General features: G+C 69.3%; 19 protein-coding genes. 11 read left to right on the plus strand and 8 right to left on the minus strand.

From position 1 onward, the window contains the following. Position 1 precedes the first annotated feature (1 nt). From HNV26_RS06370 to HNV26_RS06390, 5 genes are all read left to right on the plus strand, one after another. Positions 2-1,285 carry a TIGR04013 family B12-binding domain/radical SAM domain-containing protein gene (locus HNV26_RS06370; RefSeq protein WP_171441029.1) on the plus strand — a complete coding sequence of 428 codons (1,284 nt, stop codon included), beginning with the start codon at positions 2-4 and terminating at the stop codon, positions 1,283-1,285. 48 nt (positions 1,286-1,333) lie between these two features. Next, on the plus strand, positions 1,334-2,005 hold the full coding sequence (gene sitA6 / locus HNV26_RS06375; protein ID WP_171441030.1) for a SitA6 family polymorphic toxin lipoprotein: 672 nt from the start codon (positions 1,334-1,336) through the stop codon (positions 2,003-2,005). Continuing rightward, positions 2,002-2,730, plus strand: a complete 729-nt coding sequence (sitI6, locus tag HNV26_RS06380) for a SitI6 family double-CXXCG motif immunity protein (RefSeq protein WP_171441031.1) — start codon at positions 2,002-2,004, stop codon at positions 2,728-2,730. Before sitA6 ends, sitI6 begins: the two co-directional genes overlap by 4 nt. A gap of 59 nt (positions 2,731-2,789) precedes the next feature. Further along, complete coding sequence (locus HNV26_RS06385) at positions 2,790-3,128, plus strand: hypothetical protein (RefSeq protein ID WP_011556377.1); 339 nt, start codon at positions 2,790-2,792, stop codon at positions 3,126-3,128. Between the two features lie 67 nt (positions 3,129-3,195). Beyond that, positions 3,196-3,438 (plus strand): hypothetical protein, encoded by a 243-nt coding sequence (locus tag HNV26_RS06390; RefSeq protein WP_171441032.1) that lies wholly within the window; start codon positions 3,196-3,198, stop codon positions 3,436-3,438. Between the two features lie 3 nt (positions 3,439-3,441). Here HNV26_RS06390 and HNV26_RS06395 read toward each other — a convergent pair whose 3' ends face one another. The 3 genes from HNV26_RS06395 to aceB all read right to left on the minus strand — a co-directional run bounded on the left by HNV26_RS06395 (position 3,442) and on the right by aceB (position 6,997). Further along, positions 3,442-3,849 (minus strand): hypothetical protein, encoded by a 408-nt coding sequence (locus HNV26_RS06395; RefSeq protein ID WP_171441033.1) that lies wholly within the window; start codon positions 3,847-3,849, stop codon positions 3,442-3,444. A gap of 178 nt (positions 3,850-4,027) precedes the next feature. Beyond that, positions 4,028-5,314: an isocitrate lyase gene (gene aceA, locus HNV26_RS06400; protein WP_171441034.1), complete on the minus strand. Its 1,287-nt coding sequence runs from the start codon at positions 5,312-5,314 to the stop codon at positions 4,028-4,030. A 57-nt stretch (positions 5,315-5,371) separates the two neighbouring features. Continuing rightward, the gene (aceB, locus tag HNV26_RS06405) at positions 5,372-6,997 is read right to left on the minus strand and encodes a malate synthase A (protein WP_171441035.1); all 1,626 of its coding nucleotides are present in this window, start codon (positions 6,995-6,997) and stop codon (positions 5,372-5,374) included. Between the two features lie 248 nt (positions 6,998-7,245). On the opposite strand from aceB, the gene HNV26_RS06410 reads away from it, so the two are divergent. The 4 genes from HNV26_RS06410 (at position 7,246) to HNV26_RS06425 (ending at position 10,377) form a co-directional block, all read left to right on the plus strand. Then, positions 7,246-7,599: a PspC domain-containing protein gene (locus HNV26_RS06410; protein WP_253816287.1), complete on the plus strand. Its 354-nt coding sequence runs from the start codon at positions 7,246-7,248 to the stop codon at positions 7,597-7,599. Positions 7,600-7,698: 99 nt separating this feature from the next. Continuing rightward, positions 7,699-9,099, plus strand: coding sequence for a class II fumarate hydratase (gene fumC, locus HNV26_RS06415; RefSeq protein ID WP_171441037.1), 1,401 nt, complete (start codon positions 7,699-7,701; stop codon positions 9,097-9,099). A gap of 105 nt (positions 9,100-9,204) precedes the next feature. Further along, positions 9,205-9,816 carry an ATP-dependent Clp endopeptidase proteolytic subunit ClpP gene (gene clpP / locus HNV26_RS06420; RefSeq protein ID WP_090488476.1) on the plus strand — a complete coding sequence of 204 codons (612 nt, stop codon included), beginning with the start codon at positions 9,205-9,207 and terminating at the stop codon, positions 9,814-9,816. Between the two features lie 144 nt (positions 9,817-9,960). Continuing rightward, on the plus strand, positions 9,961-10,377 hold the full coding sequence (locus HNV26_RS06425; RefSeq protein ID WP_171441038.1) for a hypothetical protein: 417 nt from the start codon (positions 9,961-9,963) through the stop codon (positions 10,375-10,377). Positions 10,378-10,440: 63 nt separating this feature from the next. Here the strand turns inward: HNV26_RS06425 and HNV26_RS06430 are convergent, their stop codons facing one another. Together HNV26_RS06430 and HNV26_RS06435 are read right to left on the minus strand one after the other, a co-directional pair. Beyond that, positions 10,441-10,905 (minus strand): DUF3293 domain-containing protein, encoded by a 465-nt coding sequence (locus HNV26_RS06430; RefSeq protein ID WP_253816288.1) that lies wholly within the window; start codon positions 10,903-10,905, stop codon positions 10,441-10,443. 142 nt (positions 10,906-11,047) lie between these two features. Then, positions 11,048-12,484: a M48 family metalloprotease gene (locus tag HNV26_RS06435; RefSeq protein ID WP_171441039.1), complete on the minus strand. Its 1,437-nt coding sequence runs from the start codon at positions 12,482-12,484 to the stop codon at positions 11,048-11,050. Positions 12,485-12,631: 147 nt separating this feature from the next. Between HNV26_RS06435 and HNV26_RS06440 the strand changes: the two genes are divergently transcribed. Continuing rightward, positions 12,632-13,258 (plus strand): hypothetical protein, encoded by a 627-nt coding sequence (locus HNV26_RS06440; protein ID WP_171441040.1) that lies wholly within the window; start codon positions 12,632-12,634, stop codon positions 13,256-13,258. Positions 13,259-13,266: 8 nt separating this feature from the next. Here the strand turns inward: HNV26_RS06440 and HNV26_RS06445 are convergent, their stop codons facing one another. Together HNV26_RS06445 and HNV26_RS06450 are read right to left on the minus strand one after the other, a co-directional pair. Beyond that, on the minus strand, positions 13,267-13,779 hold the full coding sequence (locus HNV26_RS06445; protein WP_171441041.1) for an ester cyclase: 513 nt from the start codon (positions 13,777-13,779) through the stop codon (positions 13,267-13,269). Positions 13,780-13,842: 63 nt separating this feature from the next. Next, on the minus strand, positions 13,843-16,176 hold the full coding sequence (locus tag HNV26_RS06450; protein ID WP_171441042.1) for an acyl-CoA dehydrogenase family protein: 2,334 nt from the start codon (positions 16,174-16,176) through the stop codon (positions 13,843-13,845). Positions 16,177-16,317: 141 nt separating this feature from the next. Between HNV26_RS06450 and HNV26_RS06455 the strand changes: the two genes are divergently transcribed. Beyond that, positions 16,318-17,592 (plus strand): phospholipase D-like domain-containing protein, encoded by a 1,275-nt coding sequence (locus tag HNV26_RS06455; protein WP_171441043.1) that lies wholly within the window; start codon positions 16,318-16,320, stop codon positions 17,590-17,592. A gap of 54 nt (positions 17,593-17,646) precedes the next feature. On the opposite strand, the gene HNV26_RS06460 is transcribed toward HNV26_RS06455, so the two are convergent. Then, positions 17,647-19,206 (minus strand): LamG domain-containing protein, encoded by a 1,560-nt coding sequence (locus HNV26_RS06460; RefSeq protein WP_253816289.1) that lies wholly within the window; start codon positions 19,204-19,206, stop codon positions 17,647-17,649. Between the last annotated feature and the right edge of the window lie 18 nt (positions 19,207-19,224).

The following is a 19,224-nucleotide window of genomic DNA, read 5'->3' on the forward strand; positions in this document are numbered from 1 at the left end:
CATGCAGCCACCTCGCCGCGTTTCGCTCGTCCTGAGCTACCAGTACCCGGGCAAGTACGCCTTCACCGTGCTGGCGGGCGCGGTGGAGTCGGACCCGGCCCTGGCGGATGTGACGCTCCACTTCCCGCGCAGCCGCGAGACGCTGCTGGACACGATTCGCGAGCGCGCGGACGCCGGAGACACGGTGGTGGCGGCGTGGTCTTTCTACTCGGCCAGCTTCGCCCCGGCGGCGGAGGAGCTGGCATGGGTGCGTGAGCGGCTGGAGGGGCGGCAGGTGCTGTGTATCGCCGGCGGCGTACACGCTACGGCGGAGACGCTGCAGACGCTCCAGGCGGGCTTCGACCTCGTCGCGGTAGGTGAGGGTGAGTACTCCCTGCGCGCCTTGCTCGGCCGGGTGCTGCGGGGCGAGGAGCCGCGTGACACGCACGGCGTCGCGTACCTGGAGGACGGAAAGCTGGTGCAGCACGGCCGAGGGGAGGGCGTGCAACTGGACGACTTCCCGCCCTTCGCGGCGCGCAACGGGCAGTACGGCGCCATCGAGATTACGCGCGGCTGCATCTACGCGTGTCGCTTCTGCCAGACGCCGTTCATGAGCAAGGCGCGCTTCCGCCACCGCTCCGTGGCCAACGTGGCGCACTGGGCGCGGGAGCTGCGGCGCTCGGGGCGGAGAGACATCCGCTTCATCACGCCCACCTCCATGTCCTACGGAACCGCGGACGAGTCGGTGAACCTGGACGCGGTGGAGGCACTGCTCGCCGCGGTGAAGGAGGCCATGGCGCCCGATGGGCGCGTCTACTACGGCACCTTCCCGTCGGAGGTCCGCCCCGAGCACGTCACGCCCGAGGCGCTGGCGCTGCTCAAGCGCTACGTCCACAACGACAACCTCATCATCGGCGGCCAGTCCGGCTCCGAGCGCATCCTTCAGAGCACCCGCCGGGGGCACGACGTGGAGACGGTGGTGCGCGCCACCCGCATCGCGGTGGAGTGTGGCTTCGTGCCCAACGTGGACTTCATCCTCGGGCTGCCCGGCGAGGAGCCCGCGGACGTGGAGGCCACGGTGGCGCTGATGGAGAAGTTGGCGGGCCTGGGCGCGCGCGTGCATGGGCATACATTCATGCCGCTGCCGGGGACGCCCTTCCGTGATGCGCCGCCCGGGTCGGTGGATGAGGCGACACAGCGCAAGCTGGACCGGCTGGCCTCGCAGGGGCGCTTGTATGGGCACTGGAAGCAGCAGGTCGCGCTCGCCGAGGGCATTGCCTCACGCCGCCGCCCGCGTGCGGGGTAGGGGCAGCGCGGAGCGGGCAAGACAGACCTGACGTCTAGGATTCGCGGAATGCGAACCTGTCTGCTCCGAATGCTCCCAGTGCTTGCTGTGCTTTGGCTGGGGTGTTCCACCTCGGTCAAGCCGCCCATGCAGCAGGCCTGGGATGACGCGGAACTGGAGTGCTGGACTCCGCACGAGGACCAGTGTGTGTCCTTGCTGTGTCTGGGCGACGCGTGTGGCTTCTACCGTTGCGCGGACCTGCCTGGGGAGGTGGAGCTGGCGCGCTTTCCGCCCGCCCGTCCACCCGTGGCTGCCGCGGCGCCTGGCCGAGGTCCCCGGCGAAACTGGGGCCTCGGGCAGCAGTTGCCTCGGGGCGCTGTCATGGTGTTCCCCAGCTGGGGTGGCGCGCCTGGACGAGTCATCCCGCCGTCACATCGGCTGCCGCCCGGACGCTGGGAGAAGCACCACGTCTTTCCCCAGGCACCAGAACTCGCCCAATGGTTCACGCAGCGGGGCATCAAGATTCACGACTACACGATGCCGATACCGCGAGAGCTCCATCGACGCATTCACGGTGGTGCGGGAGCCGGTGGTGCCTGGAACGAAGCCTGGCGTGCGTACATGCGGCGGAACAGTGGGGCGAGTCCTGAAGAGATTTTCAAACACGCCGGAGAGTTGATCTACCGCTTCGAGCTGCTTGGTGGGCCGATTCGCCCGTACTATTCCAGGCCCGGAACATGACCCTTCGTGTGTTTGAACTCTCCCAGGACAGCGCGATGTGGCCCCGAATCAACGGGAGCTTCAACGCCGCGCACAGGTGGGGACTGCCTGGGTTGGCGGGGTGCCCTGGCTGTGGGGTGACCTGGGCCTCCTCGGGCCACCAGTACCCCGCTGTCGATTTGTCGAACCTGCCTGCGCAGAGCGAACTCCTGAAGGCCCGGCCCGAACCTTTCGAGGAGTTCGCGAGGCTGCGTGAGTTGGTCCGCCCCCTGGCTCCGCCAGGCGCGCTGCTGCCTCCAGGGACATTGTTTGGCCCGCTGGTTGGAACTGCCTCGGGACGATTCGCCGACTTCGAAACGCAGGGGAGCATGCTGCTGGTGGTTCGCCGGGAAGCGCTGGAACGGCTCCAGGTGGAAGGTGTGCGCGGCCTCGTTGGCTGCAAGACGGAGCTGCGCTTTCGGCAGAAGGACCCGCCGGAACTCTTGGAGCTTCAGCTCGAGCCACGAGGACAACTGCACCCGGACTGCTATCCGCCGGATCTGCCTCTACCGTGCGACACCTGTGGCCGGTTCAAACTCACGCTGCCAGACGAGCCCATCCTCGACGCGGCCTCGCTGCCCACGGACCGCGATGTCTTCCGTGTGGGCAACTTCGCGACCGTGATGGTGGGCACCGAGCGCTTCAAGGATGCGGTGCAGCGCCTGGGCCTGGAGGGCATCACCTTCCGCGAGCTCCCCACCCGTTAGCGCCCGGGCCTTCACTTCCACGGGCCTCCGCTCCGCCAGGCGCTTAGGATGGGGGCGCGATGTCCACCGACCAGGCACCTCCCTACTGGCTCCTCATCTCCGTCCTCTTCAGCAACCAGCCGCTGTCGCCCTCGCTGGCGATGACGCTGCACCAGGTGGCCTATGAGCTCCACCAGCGCGGTGAGGGCGCCAAGGAAGTGGCCGGGGACATGGTGAGCGGCCGGGTGGTGAACCTCCGCAAGGACGTGTCCTTCGGCGGCATCGCCGGGCCGGCCTTCGAAGCGGAAATCGAGACCGAGCGGGGCTCCGGCGTCGTCCGCTTCGTCCTCACCCGGCAGGGGCTGGAGATGATGAAGCAGCAGCCCGCCGAGCCGCCCCGGCCCAAGTACCTCAACTGAGCCAGCGCGGGCCCGCCCGCCTGTCCGCCCCCTGCTCGCGGACGGTGGGCGTCTCCATTCTGGAGACATGGACCCCAAGGACTACCTCAAGCGCGGCGCGGGCATCCCGCTGGATCCGAAGAAGCAGAAGGACCCCGAGGAAGACGGCGAGCGCGTCCCCGCCGAAGGACGCGCCGAGTTCCTCAACGACGTCTCCGAGCACAACGGCGGTCAGCGCACCGACGTCGACGTACCGTGGCGCAAGGGCCCCGAGCTGCAACGCGGCCAGCGCGACGCCTACAACGCGGAGAGCGACAAGAAGAAGGGGTGACCCTTACTCCCGGTCGAGGTCCACCTTCATCTTGTTGCCCATGTGCAGGATGGAGTTCGACAGCGTCGCGGCGGACATCTCCGCCAGCTCCATCAGGACCTGCTCCTGCTGCGCCTGCTCCGAGCCGGCCGGGGCCTGGGACACCGTGCCCCGCGAGCCGTCCTCGGAGATGGGCCCGCGGCCCACGGCGGACAGGTAGGAGTTCAGGATGCCGTTGTTCGGCGAGCTGCCCACCGAGGCGAGCGCCGAGGCGACCACCGCGCCACCCGACACCATGAGCGGATCCCCAGGCCGGTTGGCCGGGGCCATCGGGTTCACCAGCGCGCCAAAGCTCGTGCTGGCGGCGCGGGTCTGCGCCTGCGTGGTGGCGGGCTGAATCATGGGACCGGTGAAGGAGTTGATGCGGGTCATGGCGCCTCCGTCTCGGCCCGGGACGCGCACCACGCACGTGTCGGACCTCTCGAAACCCCATTATCGCCCGGCCGCCGGCGAAGTTGCGCGAAAGGCCGAAAACGCCCGAAGGCCGCGGACTTACGGGCGTGCTCCCCGTCCGCCGCGGCCTTCAGAAGACTTCAAGAGGCGCCGTCGCCTAGAACTGGTGGGCCTCGGTGGACTCCGTCAGGGCGAGCGTGCTGGCGTTACCGCCGGAGATGACCTCGGCCACCTGGTCGAAGTAGCCGGTGCCCACCTCGCGCTGGTGACGCGTGGCGGTGTAGCCGTCCTTCTCCGCCGCGAACTCGGCCTGCTGCAGCTCGCTGTAGGCCGCCATGCCGCGGTCCTTGTACTTCCGCGCCAGCTCGTACATCCCGAAGTTGAGCGCGTGGAAGCCAGCCAGGGTGACGAACTGGAACTTGTAGCCCATGGCGCCCAGCTCGCGCTGGAACCTGGCGATGGTGGCGTCGTCCAGGTTCTTCTTCCAGTTGAAGGACGGCGAGCAGTTGTAGGCCAGGAGCTTGTTCGGGTACTTCGCGCGGATGCTCTCGGCGAACTTCTTCGCCTGGGCCAGGTCCGGGGTGCTCGTCTCGCACCACACCAGGTCCGCGTACGGCGCGTACGCCAGGCCGCGGGCAATGGCGCAGTCCAGGCCGCCGTTGAGGCGGTAGAAACCCTCCGGGGTGCGGCCGGCCTTCTTGTCGATGAAGGCGTGGTCGTACTCGTCCGAGTCGCTCATCAGCAGCTTGGCGCTGTCCGCGTCCGTGCGGGCCACCAGCAGCGTGGGCACGCCCATGACGTCCGCCGCGAGCCGGGCCGCGTTGAGGGTGCGGATGAAGTGGCTGGTGGGCACCAGCACCTTGCCGCCCATGTGGCCGCACTTCTTCTCGCTGGCCAGCTGGTCCTCGAAGTGAACGCCCGCGGCGCCCGCTTCAATCATGCCCTTCATCAGCTCGAAGGCGTTGAGCGGGCCACCGAAGCCGGCCTCGGCGTCGGCGATGATGGGCGCGAACCAGTAGCGGTCCTTGCGGCCCTCCGCGTGGTCAATCTGGTCCGCGCGGCGCAGGGCGTTGTTGATCTTGCGGACCACGGTGGGGACGCTGTCCACCGGGTAGAGGCTCTGGTCCGGGTACATCTGCCCCGCGGAGTTCGCGTCCGCCGCCACCTGCCAGCCGGACAGGTAGATGGCCTTCAGGCCCGCGCGCACCATCTGCACCGCCTGGTTGCCGGTGAGCGAGCCGAGCGCGTTGATGTAGTCCTCGGTGTGGAGCAGCTCCCAGAGCTTCCTGGCGCCCAGCTCCGCCAGCGTGTGGCTGACGGTGATGGAGCCGCGGAGCTTCTCCACGTCCTTCGGAGTGTAGTTGCGCTTGATGCCCTCGAAACGCTGCGCGTGGAGCTTGGCGTGAGGGGAGGCATCGGCGGTCGTCGGAGTGGCGTCGTACATCGTGGGCTCCTCGCTACGGTAAAAGTGGTGGGTTGCTGCTGCGAAAGTGCGAAGGGTTCAGCGTTGCGCTTCCAGGGCGTCGTAGGCCGGCAGGGTGAGGAAGTCCTCGAAGGTGCCGGCGGTGGAGAGCTGCTCGAAGAGCACGCGCGCGCGCTCCACGTGGGCGGCGCCGTAGCGCTCCCTGGCGCCCTCCTTGTCGAGCCGCGCCATCTCCTCGCCCAGCACGTCGCGGAAGAGGGCAGGCGTCACCTTGCGGCCGTCCTCCAGCGTGGCGCCGTGGTGGATCCACTGCCACACCTGGGCGCGTGAGATTTCCGCGGTGGCCGCGTCCTCCATCAGGTTGTAGAGCGGCACGCAGCCCAGGCCGCCCAGCCACGCGGCGGTGTACTGGATGCCCACGCGGATGTTGTGGCGCAGGCCTTCCTCGGTGCGCGTGCCGGACGGCACCTTGAGCAGCTCCGCCTCGCCAATCTTCACGTCCTCGCGCTTGTTGGAGAGCTGGTTGGGGCCCTTCATGTGCGAGTCGAAGATGTCGCGCGCGATTTCAACGAGGCCGGGGTGCGCGACCCACGTCCCGTCGTGGCCGTTCTTCACCTCGCGCAGCTTGTCCGCGCGGACCTTGTCCATGACGGCGTCGTTGGCCGCCGCGTCCCCCTTGATGGGGATGAAGGCCGCCATGCCGCCCATGGCGTGCACGTTGCGGCGGTGGCAGGTCTGGATGAGCAGCTGCGAGTAGGCGTTGAGGAACGCCTTGTCCATCGTCACCTGGCCACGGTCGGGCAGCACCACGCGGGTGTCCGACTGGAGCGTCTTGATGAAGCTGAAGATGTAGTCCCAGCGGCCGCAGTTGAGGCCGGCGGAGTGCTCGCGCAGCTCGTAGAGGATTTCGTCCATCTCGAACGCGGCGGGCAGCGTCTCGATGAGGACGGTGGCCTTGATGGTGCCGCGCGGGATGCCCAGCTCCGCCTGGGCCAGGTGGAACACGTCGTTCCACAGCCGGGCCTCCAGGTGGCTCTGCATCTTCGGCAGGTAGAAGTAGGGGCCGGTGCCGCGCGCCAGCTGCTCCCGGGCGTTGTGGAAGAAGAAGAGCCCGAAGTCGAGCAGCGAGCCGGAGATGGGCTTGCCGTCGATTTCGATGTGCCGCTCCGGCAGGTGCCAGCCGCGGGGGCGCACGAAGAGCACGGCGCGCTTCGGGTTGAGGGCGTAGTGCTTCCCGTTCTCCGCCGTGAAGGAGATGGTGCCGCGCACGGCGTCGCGCAGGTTGATTTGCCCGCGCACCACGTTGTCCCAGGTGGGGCTGTTGGCGTCCTCGAAGTCCGCCATGAAGACATTCGCCCCGGAGTTCAGCGCGTTGATGACCATCTTCCGGTCCACCGGGCCGGTGATCTCCACGCGGCGGTCCTGGAGGTCGGCGGGCAGGGGAGCCACCGTCCAGTCGCCCTCCCGGATGGCCTTCGTCTCCGGCAGGAAGTGGGGCCGCTCACCCTTGCTCCAGGCCGCCTGCACCGTCTTGCGGCGCTCCAGCAGGGCCAGCCGGCGCTCGCCGAAGTTGCGGGCCAGCTTCGCCACGAATTCCAGGGCCTCGGGCGTGAGGACCTCGGCGTAGTCGGGGTGCCAGGTCCCCTTCACCACCACTCCCGGTCCGAACGCCGGGGGTTTCACAGAGGGGGCTTGGTCCGACATCTGAGCTCCTTTGGCCAGGTGCGTTGTAAATCTGCTGGAACGGCTCGGAAAATGAGTACTGAGAGGGCAAAAAGGAAGTGCGAAGTGAATCTTTGCCTGCTCGCCTGTAACTCTGTCAACAACTGGCGTGTTAAATCTGTAAATCAGAGGGTCGTCCCCAGGGCGTATGCAATGGGGCGCATCAGGGCGCGTAGGTAGGAATGAGGGCCACGGACGCCAAGTGGGAGCGGCCCCAGAAGGGAGATGTGATGGACGCCAAGAGACGCTGCGCCACCTGCACCGAGGAAGTGAGCCTGGAGGTCCGGAGGTGCCCGCGCTGCGGCGCGCGCACGGAGCCCCTGCACCGGGGCGTGGATGGGCGGCTGCTGACCGGGGTGTGCGCGGCGCTGGGGCGGGAGCTGGGCGTGGACGCGGCGCTGATTCGCGTGGGCTTCGTGGTGGCGCTGGCGGTGTCCGGGGGCACCGCGCTGATGGTGTACCTGCTGCTGTGGGCCTTCACGCCGCCGTCGGCGACGGGCACCGCGCCCCTGCGGCGCACGTACAGTTGGCTGTCCGGCCTGGGCAACTCGGAGCGCACGCCGCGCGTCGAGCGCCGGGTGTAGTGCTCAGCGTCCAACGGAGAAAATCACGCCGGAGCCCTGCCCGAGGGCTCCGGCCTGTTATTCGATGGGGCCCATCCTTCTTTCCGAGGAGCCCCGCGCGTGAGCACGAAGAACGTCCGTATCGAGAAAGACACCTTCGGCCCCATCGACGTCCCCGCCGACCGGCTGTGGGGCGCGCAGACGCAGCGCAGCCTCCAGAACTTCGCCATCTCCACCGAGCGCATGCCGCTGGCCCTCATCCGCGCCCTGGTGCTGGTGAAGAAGGCCGCCGCGCGGGTGAACGTGGAGAACGGCTCGCTGGCGAAGGAGAAGGGCGAGGCCATCATCCGGGCCGCGGACGAGGTGCTGGCCGGCCAGCACGACGCGGAGTTCCCCTTGAGCGTCTGGCAGACGGGCAGCGGGACGCAGACGAACATGAACACGAACGAGGTGCTCGCCAACCGCGCCTCGGAGCTGCTGGGCGGCGAGCGCGGCGAGGGCCGCAAGGTCCACCCTAACGACGACGTCAACAAGGGGCAGAGCTCCAACGACGTCTTCCCCACCGCGATGAGCGTGGCCGCCGTGGCCGCCATCACCGAGCACGTGCTGCCGGAGCTGGGGGCGCTGCGCGACGTGCTCGCGCAGAAGGCCCGCGCCTTCCATGACGTGGTGAAGGTGGGCCGCACCCACCTGCAGGACGCCACGCCCCTGACGTTGGGGCAGGAGGTCAGCGGCTTCGTGGCGCAGCTGGACCACGCGAAGGGCCACCTGGAGCGCACCCTGCCGCACCTGTTGGAGCTGGCCCTGGGCGGCACGGCGGTGGGCACCGGCCTCAACGCCCCCAGGGGCTATGCCGAGCGGGTGGCGCAGGAGCTGGCCCAGCTCACCGGCCACCCCTTCGTCACCGCGCCCAACAAGTTCGAGGCGCTGGCCGCCAACGACGCGCTGGTGCAGGCGCACGGGGCGCTGAAGGGGCTGGCGGCGGTGCTCTTCAAGGTGGCCAATGACGTGCGCTGGCTGTCCTCGGGGCCGCGCTCGGGGCTGGCGGAAATCACCATCCCGGAGAACGAGCCGGGCAGCTCCATCATGCCGGGCAAGGTGAACCCCACCCAGAGCGAGGCGCTCACCATGCTGTGCGCCCAGGTGATGGGCAACGACGTCGCCGTCACCGTGGGCGGGGCGTCCGGCAACTTCCAGCTCAACGTCTTCAAGCCGCTCATCGCCCACAACCTGCTCCAGAGCTGCCGGTTGCTGGCGGACGGCATGCGCAGCTTCCGCCTGCACTGCGCGGTGGGCATCGAGCCCAACCGGCCCCGCATCCAGGAGAACCTGGAGCGCAGCCTGATGCTCGTCACGGCGCTCAACCCCCACATCGGCTACGACAACGCGGCGAAAATCGCCAAGACGGCCCACAGGGACGGCACGACGCTCAAGGAGACGGCCGTGGCGCTGGGGCTCGTCACGCCCGAGCAGTTCGACCAGTGGGTCCGCCCGGAGGACATGACGGGCCACAAGGGGTAGGTCCCCCGGGGGGCAGGGGGCCCCGGCGTCGAAGCGTGGGGCAGCGTACGCTCCGGGAAGAAGGGACGGGCGCTGCGGCGGAAGGGCGATTAGGGTAGGGGCGTCATGAACGTCCCCTTCGTCATCGAGACCACGCACCGCGGCGAGCGGGCGTACGACCTGTACAGCCGGCTCCTCAAGGACCGCATCATCATGCTGGGCACGCCTGTCAATGACGACGTGGCCAACATCATCGTTGCCCAGCTCCTCTTCCTGGAGTCGGAGGACCCGGACAAGGGCATCAACCTCTACATCAACTCGCCGGGTGGCTCCGTGACGGCGGGCCTCGCCATCTACGACACCATGCAGTACGTGAAGTGTCCGGTGTCCACCATCTGCGTGGGGCAGGCGGCCTCCATGGGCGCGCTGCTGCTGCTGGCGGGGGCGAAGGGCAAGCGCTACGCGCTGCCCAACAGCCGCATCATGATTCACCAGCCGCTGGGCGGCGCGCAGGGCCAGGCCACGGACATCGACATCCAGGCCAAGGAGATCCTCCGCCTGCGCAGCTACATCAACGGCCTCATCGTGAAGCACACGGGGCACACCATCGAGCGCATCGAGAAGGACACCGAGCGCGACTACTTCATGAGCGCCGAGGACGCGCGGCAGTACGGCCTCATCGACGAGGTGGTGGAGAAGCAGCGCGCCATCGCCCCGACGCCCGCTCCGGCGAAGTAGGGCCCTTCCCGCCCCGGACGCATGCCGGGGCGGGGGCTCCCCCGGCGGGGTGCCACACGGGCGCCGCGCCGGACGCAGGTCCAGCACTGGACGTTTCCGGCCTCCCTGCCTGCGGGTGGCACGCGGCGTGCTCACCATGGGCATATGACGCCGCTCCGATTTCGCATCGTCCCCCGGTTCCTCTTGCCCGGCGCCATCCTGGCCTCCATGGCCTGCGCGACGGGCCCCACCGGCCGCCCCCCTGTCCCTCCCAGTTCGGCCGCCGTGCAGACGGAGCTGGGCGCTCGGGACGTGGTGCAGGCCGGCGAGGAGTACGCCCGCAACAACGCATTGGTGCTGGCCGAGGCCGGGGAGGCGGTGGAGATTCGCCCCAACTTCTGGCGCATCCGCTTCGGTCTCGCGGACCAACCCGGCCGCGTGCTGGAGATCGAGTTCGATGAGCTGGCGCGCAAGGTCATCAGGGCCCGCGAGCTGGAAATCATCCCAGAGAACCCGGGTGACGCCGCCCAGGGTGGCGGCTCCGTTCCGACGGCGGGGCAGCCCCGAGGCCCCATTCCCTGAGCGTGGGCGTCGCCCCGCGCCCCGGTCCTCACGGGCGGCGCGGGGGCACCCTGTCCGCGTGCTTCACGGGGCGGGTGCGCGGGCTTCCTCGCAGAACAGCAGCTCCGCCTGGCCTCCCGTGCGTCCCACGAGCACGGCGACCTGGCCGTAGGCGCGGCCGAAGCGTCCGGCCTCCTCGCGGGGAAGCCCGGGGACGAAGAGGCTCTGCTCGCACCAGCTGCCGTCATCCGCCTCCCCCAGCGCGGGGGCGGCCCCCCACCCCCCGGCGACGAGCTGCGCGACCATCCGCTCCTGCGCGCGGCGGTTCTCCTCGTCGCTTCGCCGCTGCGAGCCGGGATTCCACGCCGTCAGGAAGGCCCACTCGCGGTGGCCGCGCGCCGCAAGCGTTGCGTCCAGCGCCGGGTGCAAGGCGCCCGCCCGCAGGATTTGCTCGACACCCCCTGTGCTGGGATGGGGTCGGATGACGTAGCGCGTTGCCGCGTAGGCCGTCGCCAACCGCTCGCGTTCGTGGTGGCTCATACCGCTCATGATGCGCCGCGTGTCCTCCGGGGAAAATCGGGTTTCGGAGAATCCAGTGTGAATGTTCGATTCAGTGAGCCACGTCCAGGCGACGGGCGCGACGACAGCGGCATCGAAGAATACTGAGGGGCGCCCCCTGCCGGGGCACGGCTCAGGGCGTGGACCGCACCCCGCCCGTCACTCGCTTCACCGTGCGGCCCGCGGGAAGCGTGTCCCCGGGCTGCACGCCGTTGATGATGGACAGCTCCTCCACGGAGATGGTGGACGGGTGCTGCTCGTTGAACTGCTGCAACGTCATGGGTGACGTCACCTTCGCCAGTTCAATCCGCGCGGGCTGGACGGCCAGCGCGGAGGCGTCCGTCAGCTCGCTGAAGCTGGAGAAGGTGGCGCGGAAGGCGTCCTCGTAGGCGGGAAGTTGCTGCGCGCCGGTGTAGCCCAGGAGTTGGAGCGTGGTGCCGCCCTGGGTCACGAAGGCCGTGACGCCGGCGATGACGCCCTGCTCCGTCTGCGCCTGGAAGAACGCGGCGCCCGGCGGGAAGCCCGTGGGCGCCGCGCTCACCGGCTGGATGCCTTCCTGCGCGAGGAAGCGCCGCATCGCCTCTTGCGGCGCGATGTTGCCGGTGGGCACCAGCCCGACGATGGCGTCCTCCCGCGGGCTGACGCCCGCCACCTGCTGCGGCTGGTTCGCCGTCTTCCACCCCTGGGGGAAGGTGAGCTGGAAGCGCAGTCCCGGGTGCATGAAGACGTTGCCCCGGAAGAAGCCCTGCCGCGGGTCGTCGCCGTAGGGCATGCCCTGGAGCATGGCGAGGTACTCCTCCCGACCATCCTTGAGCCGGTTGAAGTCCACGTTGGCTTTCGCGGCGCGCTCCTTCGCCGTCTTCACGCGGTCGCCCGGGTCGGGGTGGGTGGACAGCCACGTGGGGAGGCTCTGTCCGCCCGCGGCCTTGCCCACGCGGTCCAGGGTGGCGAAGACGTTGGCCGCCTGGCGCACGTCGTAGCCGCCGTTCAGCATGTACTTGAAGCCCAGTTCGTCCGCCTGGCGCTCGTCGTCGCGGCCGTACTTGAGGAACAGCAACTGGAGGCCGGCGGCGGCCAGGCCCCCGAAGCGGGCCACGTCCTCGCTGAGCACGCTGCCCAGCAGCAGGCCGGCCTGGGCGAGCTGCGCCTGGGACAGCTGCTCCACGGAGTGCCTCGCGGTGATGTGGGCGATTTCGTGCCCCAGCACGGAGGCCAGCTCCGCCTCGGAGTTCATCGCGGTCAGCAGGCCCCGCGTCACGAACACGGGCCCCCCGGGGAGGGCGAAGGCATTCACCACCGGGTCATCCACGGCTTGGATCGTCCAGGGCAGCTCCGGCCTTTCGGAGGCCTTCGCCATGGGCAGGCCCACCCGGGCGACGTATTCCTGGACCTTGGGCTCCTGGATGAGGCCAATGGACCCGCGCACCTCCTCCGCGCTCTGCTTGCCCAGGGCAATCTCGTCCTGTTGAGAGACGAGCGACAGCATGCGCTTGCCGGTGGCGGGGTTGCGCACGCAGGTTGTCAGCGAGAGCAGGGCCAGCAGCGGCAGCAGCCGGAGTCGTGAAGTCATGGGGCCTTCCTGGTAGTGGTGGATGCGCAAATAGGTCAGCGGCGGCACGGCGACCACGGTGGGGGTGGGCGGGCCGTCACTGCTGGACAGTCGGGCGCGCGCACCGGGCCCGCTTCCGTTAGCTTCTCTTCGCGAGGAGGCGTTCGAATGGATTCGGATTCGCTCGAAGCACGGATGGCGCGGCTGGAGCGCAGTTGCCGGCGGTGGCAGGGGCTGACGTTCACCGCGCTCGCGTTGGCGGGACTGGGGCTGGGCGCGGCGGCGCTCCGGGGCGAAGACGTGTCCTCCGGGACGCTGGTGGCCTCCCGGCTGGTGCTCACGGACGCGCGCGGGCAGGCGCGGGCCACGCTGGATACCGATGACCAGGGCAACGCGGGCCTGGTGCTGCGCGACGGCGAGGGCCGGCCCCGGGCGCTCCTGGGCGTGGGCGAGGACGGCTCGCCCCGGCTGCGCTTCTCCACCGCCGAGGGCCAGTCCCTGGCGGAGCTGATGGTGTACTCCGACGAGGCGCCGCGCCTGACGCTGTCCAAGCCCGGCGGCGGGGAGCTGTTCGCGGTGGGCCTTCAGGTGGATGGCTCGTCGCGGCTGGAGCTGTCGGACGCGGACGGACGGCCCCGGGCCATCCTGGGGGCGGACGAGCATGGCTCTCCCGGTCTGGTGCTGAGGGACCGCAAGGGGCTGCCCCGCGTGGCGCTCCGGGTGTCGCCGTCGGACGGCGCCAGCCTGGTGGTGGAAGGCCAGGACGGCGCGGTGTTCCGCGCGCCCGGCGGCTGAGCCGAGCGCTACAGCGTGGGGGGCACCACCTTGTAGCCGCGCTGGAGCAGCGGGGACAGGCGGTCGGAGATGTCCCAGGACTCCACCACCTTGCCGTCGCGCAGCCGGTACAGGGAGTGTCCTCGCAGCAGGAGGGGCCGGGACTCACCGGTGTCGTCCACCTGCTTGGGGTCCGGTCCGGTGGCCTTCCAGTGCACGAGCACCAGGTCGCCGTCCGCCACCAGGTGGAGGATGTCGAACTTCAGCTCGGGGAACGTTTGGAAGCTGGCCTCCGCCTGCTGGCGGATGAAGGCGGGCCCCACCGCGTTGAGGGGCGCGCCCTGGGAGCGGTCCACGAAGTCCTCGGCGATGAACTCCGGGATGCGGTCCAGCTTGCGCAGGTTGTAGAGCTCCTCGGTGAGCTGCCGCACCCGCTGTTTGTTCTGGGCCTCCAGGGCGGCCGCGCGCTCCACGGGAGACATCGTGGCGCAGCCCGACAGCCACCCGAGGGCGCACAGCAGAATCGTCGTGTGTCGTGTCATGGCCCCACGATGCTGCGCATGGGGCAGGCAGGCGTGCAGTGCCGCCGGCCTCAAACGTTCACCTCATGGCGACAGGTGGCCCAATCCGATGGGCGCGGCGAGGCAGGTGTCCGGTACTCCAAACGCGTTCACCAGCGCCACCGCGTCCGGGCGGAGCTCGGCGCACAGCCGCGTCACCTCCTTGCGGATGGCCTTCACCTTGGCGCCCTCCAGCCACCCGTGCTCCTGGAACCAGCCGTTGGCGGACTCCAGGCAGGACAGGCCGTAGAGGTCGCACAGGCGCCCCAGCACCGTCTTCAACCCGGGGTCCTTCACGTCGGCCACGCCCTTGAGGAACTGCTCCAGCACCAGCCGCTCCACGTGGGCGTGCGCCAGCTCCAGCAGGTGGACCTGGACCTGGTTGAAGGCCTCGAAGGCCTCCACGCCCGCGCTCAGCCGCTTGCGCAGGCGCCGCGACACGGTGGCCAGCAGCTCGTCTTCACGGAAGCGCAGCGCGCGCAGGTGGTAGTCGTTGTCGCGCAGGTGGTCGCTGCCGGTGCGCCGCGCGGCGAAGGGGTTGCGGTCCACCACGGCGGTGGCCCGGTCCGCCAGCAGCTTCAGCACGGCGAAGACACGGTCGTCCTCGAAGCGCTGCCGGTAGCCGGTGAGCAGGCCCTTGGCGACCAGCTGCATCAGCACCGTGTTGTCACCCTCGAAGGTGGTGAACACGTCCGTGTCCGCCTTGAGCGCCGCCAGCCGGTTGGCTTCGAGGTAGCCCTGGCCGCCGCACGCCTCGCGCGCCTCCTGGAGGACGGACGTGGTGTGCCAGGTGCTGTAGGCCTTGAGGCCGGCCGCCAGCGACTCCACCTCGCGCGCGTCCTCCTCGGTGCGCCGCACGTAGCGCTCGACGAGGTGTTCGAGCGCGAAGTCCAGGGCGTACGTCTTGGCCAGGGGCACGAGCAGGCGCCGCTGGTGGGCCTGGTGGTCCAGCAGACGGAACTCCTGGTCGCCCGCGGGACCGAACTGGCGCCGCAGGTCGCCGTAGCGCACGGCGATGGTGAGGCCGCTCTTGGCCGCGCTCAGCGCCGCGGTGGCCACGCTCACCCGGCCCGCCACCAGCGTGCCCAGCATGGTGAAGAAGCGCTTGGAGTCGCCGGTGATGGCGCTGGTGTATTCACCCTGCGCGTTCACCTGTCCGAAGCGGTCCAGCAGGTTCTCCCGCGGGACGCGGACGTGCTCGAACCAGATGCGGCCGTTGTCCACGCCATTGAGGCCCATCTTCTCGCCGCAGTCCTCGATGCGAATCCCGGGCAGCACCCTCCCAGCCGGGTCGCGCAGCGGCACCAGCAGCGCATGGACGCCCAGCGCCCGGCCGCCGACCTCGAGCTGCGCGAACACGGTGGCGATGCGCCCGTGCCGCGCGGCGTTGCCAATCCACTCCTTGCGCGCCGTCTCCGTCGGCGTGTGCACCACGAACTCGCCAGCCTCCGCGTCGTAGCGGGCCACCGTCTCCACGTCCCGGACGTTGGAGCCGTGGCCCAGCTCGCTCATGGCGAAGCAGCCGGGCAGCTCCAGCGAGGCCACCTGGGGCAGGTACTTCCGGTGGTGCTCCTCGGTGCCGAGGAAGAGGATGCTGGCGCCGAAGAGGCCGAAGTGGACGCCGGCCTTGATGACGAGGCTCAGGTCGAAATAGGCCAGCGTCTCGAAGGCGGTCACGAAGGCGCCCAGGTCCGCGCTCGTCTCATTGTTCTTGGGGAAGGCGATGCGCCCCAGCCCCTGGTCGGCCAGGGCCTTGAGCCAGGCGAGCACCTTGTCCTGGTACTTCGCGGTGTCGCGGGTGTCCGTGTAGCGGAAGGCCGGGTCCGCCAGCCACTGCCGCACCTGGGCGCGTGTCTCCGGGTACGTCCGGTCCAGCACGGCGCGCAGCGCCTCCGGGGCGAAGGAGGTGGGCGTGCCCTCATGGGCGCGGCTGGGGGAGGCGGCGGGGACGAGCGAGCGGACGGCCTCGCTGCCGGAGACGCCCAGGGACGCCTCCAACTGCGCCAGCGCGCGCGTCAGCTCCGGCATGGGCGCGGGGAGGCCCTCGTCGCCGTTGCCCACCTGAGCGAGCCGCGCGCCCAGCTCGGCGAGGTTGTTGTGTTCGCTATGAGACAGGCGCTCGGCGGTGCGGCGGATGTGCTCGCGCACCTGGGCCAGCTCACCGGGGCTGGGTGGCACCAGCGGGTCCAGCCAGCGCGCCAGCACGGTGTTGGCGCGCAGGTCCAGCCAGGGCTGCGCGCGGGCGGCGGAGCCCATGGCGCGAATCTCCTCCGGCGTGAGCTCCCCGTCCGTCCAGGCCACGTACAGCATGGGCACGAGCGGAGCGAGTCGGGGCAGGGACAGCAGCTCGTGGGCTGTCGGTCGGGTGTCATCCACCATGGTCGGCGCTCCTGGAGGCTCGAGGACGGGCGCAGTGTGGCCAGCATGCCGCCGCGCGGCAACGGGAAGCACGCGTTGGGCCCAAGGCAGGCGGGCAGGCGCGGCATTCCAAGCGGAGGGAGGCGTCCCTAGCTTGCCCGTATGGATGAAATGCAGGAGCTGGAGGCGCTGATTCCCAAGCCCGGGGCGCTGGGCTTCTCGGGCAGCGCGGAGCGTGCGCGACATGAGATGCACGGGCCCTTCACGCTGCCGCCGGGGCCGGAGGCCTTCTCCTTCGCGCTGTACCAGTCCACGGGCGTGGGGCTGATTCCCGGACACGCGCTGGAGCTGCTGGAGAACGGCGCGGTCTTCGAGCGCATGCTGGCGGACATCCGCGCCGCCCAGAGCAGCGTCCATGTCCTGGTGTACATCTGGCGGCCCTGTGAGCTGTCGGACCGTGTGGTGGAGGCGCTGGTGGAGCGCGCCCGGGCGGGCGTGGCGTGCCGCGTGGTGGTGGACCCGGTGGGCAGCGAGGAGATTCGCGGCGACCGTGACTTCGACCAGAAGGTGGAGAAGGTGCTCACGGACGCTGGGGTGGAGGTCCACTACTTCCGGCTCCTGGCGGGCAAGGTGCTGGGCCGTCTGCTGGGGCGCAGTCACCAGAAGCTCGTCATCGTCGACGGGCGCGTTGGCTACACGGGCGGCTTCGGCATCTGGAAGGTGTGGGAAGGCGACGGCCTGAAGCCGGACGAGTGGCGCGACACGCACATCCGCGTGGAGGGCCCCGAGGTGCGCCGGATGCAGTTGTCGTTCTCCCGTCACTGGCAGGAGTCGGGTGGCGGGTTGATTCCACCGAGCGCCTTTCCGGAAGCGGAACCCGCGGGCCCCTGCGCCGCGGGCTTCATCGACAGCGCGGGCAAGCTGGGCCTCACCGACGCGGAGCGAATGATTCGCATCGTGATTGGCGCCGCGCGTGAGCGCATCTGGATTGCCAACGCGTACTTCTCACCGCCCAACGCGATTCTGGAGCAGTTGGAGGAGAAGTGCCGTCAGGGCGTGGAGATTCGCGTCCTGGGGCCGGGGCCCAACCATGACGTGCCCATCATGAGGGCGTCCCAGCGCTCGACGTACGAGCGACTGCTGGCCGCGGGCGTGCGCATCTGGGAGTACCAGCCGTCGATGCTGCACTCGAAGACGCTGCTCGTGGACGACTGGCTCGCCGTGGTGGGCTCCACCAACATGGACTCGCTGTCGCTCAACAAGCTGAAGGAGGGCTCGCTCGTCATCCACGACGCGTCCTTCGTCCGCAAGCTGGCGCGGTGCTGGGCCAGGGACCTGCGGCACTCGAAGGAAATCACGCTGGAGAATGGGGGCCGCACCAATCCCTGGCGGCGGCTGGCCCGCCGGGCGACGCAGCTCGTGGGACAGGACCGGTAGCGAGGGGAACAGCCGCCGGTTGAGCTCCCCTCGCTGGCCCTGAGTCCGCGTGCCCTACTTGCCCTTGGCGAGAATCGCACCGAGGCTGGGGTCGAACCAGGCGACGCGGTTGGGCCCCACGGCAAGGCTCGTGATGTTGCCGTACCTGACGGCAAACGCTAGCGCCCACTGGCTCCCTCCTACCGGGAGCCGGAGGATGTCGTATGGACTCAGGTTCTCCGCGATGAAGAGGTCCGTTCCGTCGCTGGCGATACCCGTGGTGGAGTTCGACGAATTCCAGAAGGATGAAGCAGGGCCGCCGGGCTTGGCTGCCTTCACGATGGTGCCGCCCGGCACCATCCAGTAGAGATGATGACCATCCACTGCAAGGGGGCCAGCCAGGGCCGTCGTATAGAGAATGGCAGGCGTGCCGCCCTGGACCGGCATGTGGAGGATGGAGCCTCCCTGGGTCCAGAAGAGTTCCGCGCCATCCGTGACGAGCTGGCCAATCCCCGATAGCCCCGAGGCCAGGGAGGTGATGCTCCCGCCATTGACGGGCATCTTGAAGATGGTCGTGCCGTTCTCGACCCAGTAGACAAACGTGGCATCCGTGGTCACGGCGCTCGGGTTTTCGCGGCCGGAGGCGAGCACCTGCGCTCTACCCGTGGAGAGCGACGCCTTCATCACCTGGCCGTCGGTTCGTTTCTCGACCCAGTACACGCTCGTGGTGTCCGCGGCCATGCCCGCCACATCCGTTCGCCCGTCGATGACCACGTGCTCCGTGCCAGGCGCCATCACGGTATCTGGGCCGGCCTGGTAGCTGGCGGTGAGGGCATTCGACGACAGCGCAGCGCCGTGAACGCGGAACTCGGAGATCGAGCCCTTGAAGAATGGATCCGCGGAATAGGCGGAACGACCCAACCACGCATTCGCGAGCGTGCCCAGGCTCGCCGGAGTGAGCGCGGTAGGGGTGGTGGTCTGAGCCACCTGCACGCCGTCGATGTACAGGCGGTTGACCCTCGCGACGCTGTCCATGGTCACTGCGACGTGCGTGAGCGCGCCCATTGGGAACTTGATCGCACTGGTGGCCTGCTCCTCTCCACTGATGGCCGGGCTGAAGATGCTGAAGCGTGGCGTATTGACCGCCGGCCCCGAATCGAAGCCACCATTGCGCGGGGTGAGAACCAGGGACTTGTACCAAACGCCATCGTTGAAGTCGAAGATGCGCGCCCACGTCTGCCCCGAGGCGGAATCCCACTTCACCCACGCCTCGAAGGTCGCATCCTGGAGGCTGGCGAGGGTCCCGGTGATGGGCAGGTTCACATAGGCCCCCGCTCCGTTCAGAATCACCTCGCCATTGACGGTCGTGGCACCCCCCTCGAGCGTGGCATGCGCCGCGCTCACCGAGTCGGTCCCGCCGGCGGTGAAGCTGTAGCGGTGGAGGAGGCTCGAGCCGCCCATCGTCAGGCCCGCACGCGAACTGCTCAACGCGTCTTGCTCGAGCTGGAGTTGCTGCTCGGGCGTGCACCCCACCAGACCGAGGACTCCCGCCAACATGGCGGAGACCTTCGTGGCCTGGCGGAGTGCGTCCCACCCTCCGCGCGGCTTGGAGTTTCGTGAGCTGAATTCGGACATGGTTCTCATGGCTTTCAC

The organism is Myxococcus xanthus (assembly GCF_013116825.1).
GTDB lineage: Bacteria > Myxococcota > Myxococcia > Myxococcales > Myxococcaceae > Myxococcus > Myxococcus xanthus_B.

Excerpts from the sequence above, each read along its gene's own strand:
- HNV26_RS06425 (WP_171441038.1), top strand. The coding sequence starts at position 9,961 with ATGACGCCGCTCCGATTTCGCATCGTCCCCCGGTTCCTCTTGCCCGGC.
- HNV26_RS06395 (WP_171441033.1), bottom strand. The coding sequence starts at position 3,849 with ATGACCCGCATCAACTCCTTCACCGGTCCCATGATTCAGCCCGCCACC.
- HNV26_RS06445 (WP_171441041.1), bottom strand. The coding sequence starts at position 13,779 with ATGACACGACACACGACGATTCTGCTGTGCGCCCTCGGGTGGCTGTCG.
- HNV26_RS06435 (WP_171441039.1), bottom strand. The coding sequence starts at position 12,484 with ATGACTTCACGACTCCGGCTGCTGCCGCTGCTGGCCCTGCTCTCGCTG.
- aceB (WP_171441035.1), bottom strand. The coding sequence starts at position 6,997 with ATGTCGGACCAAGCCCCCTCTGTGAAACCCCCGGCGTTCGGACCGGGA.
- HNV26_RS06455 (WP_171441043.1), top strand. The coding sequence starts at position 16,318 with ATGGATGAAATGCAGGAGCTGGAGGCGCTGATTCCCAAGCCCGGGGCG.
- aceA (WP_171441034.1), bottom strand. The coding sequence starts at position 5,314 with ATGTACGACGCCACTCCGACGACCGCCGATGCCTCCCCTCACGCCAAG.
- sitA6 (WP_171441030.1), top strand. The coding sequence starts at position 1,334 with ATGCGAACCTGTCTGCTCCGAATGCTCCCAGTGCTTGCTGTGCTTTGG.
- HNV26_RS06430 (WP_253816288.1), bottom strand. The coding sequence starts at position 10,905 with ATGAGCGGTATGAGCCACCACGAACGCGAGCGGTTGGCGACGGCCTAC.
- HNV26_RS06385 (WP_011556377.1), top strand. The coding sequence starts at position 2,790 with ATGTCCACCGACCAGGCACCTCCCTACTGGCTCCTCATCTCCGTCCTC.
- HNV26_RS06390 (WP_171441032.1), top strand. The coding sequence starts at position 3,196 with ATGGACCCCAAGGACTACCTCAAGCGCGGCGCGGGCATCCCGCTGGAT.
- sitI6 (WP_171441031.1), top strand. The coding sequence starts at position 2,002 with ATGACCCTTCGTGTGTTTGAACTCTCCCAGGACAGCGCGATGTGGCCC.
- HNV26_RS06440 (WP_171441040.1), top strand. The coding sequence starts at position 12,632 with ATGGATTCGGATTCGCTCGAAGCACGGATGGCGCGGCTGGAGCGCAGT.
- HNV26_RS06410 (WP_253816287.1), top strand. The coding sequence starts at position 7,246 with ATGGACGCCAAGAGACGCTGCGCCACCTGCACCGAGGAAGTGAGCCTG.
- clpP (WP_090488476.1), top strand. The coding sequence starts at position 9,205 with ATGAACGTCCCCTTCGTCATCGAGACCACGCACCGCGGCGAGCGGGCG.
- HNV26_RS06450 (WP_171441042.1), bottom strand. The coding sequence starts at position 16,176 with ATGGTGGATGACACCCGACCGACAGCCCACGAGCTGCTGTCCCTGCCC.
- HNV26_RS06460 (WP_253816289.1), bottom strand. The coding sequence starts at position 19,206 with ATGTCCGAATTCAGCTCACGAAACTCCAAGCCGCGCGGAGGGTGGGAC.
- HNV26_RS06370 (WP_171441029.1), top strand. The coding sequence starts at position 2 with ATGCAGCCACCTCGCCGCGTTTCGCTCGTCCTGAGCTACCAGTACCCG.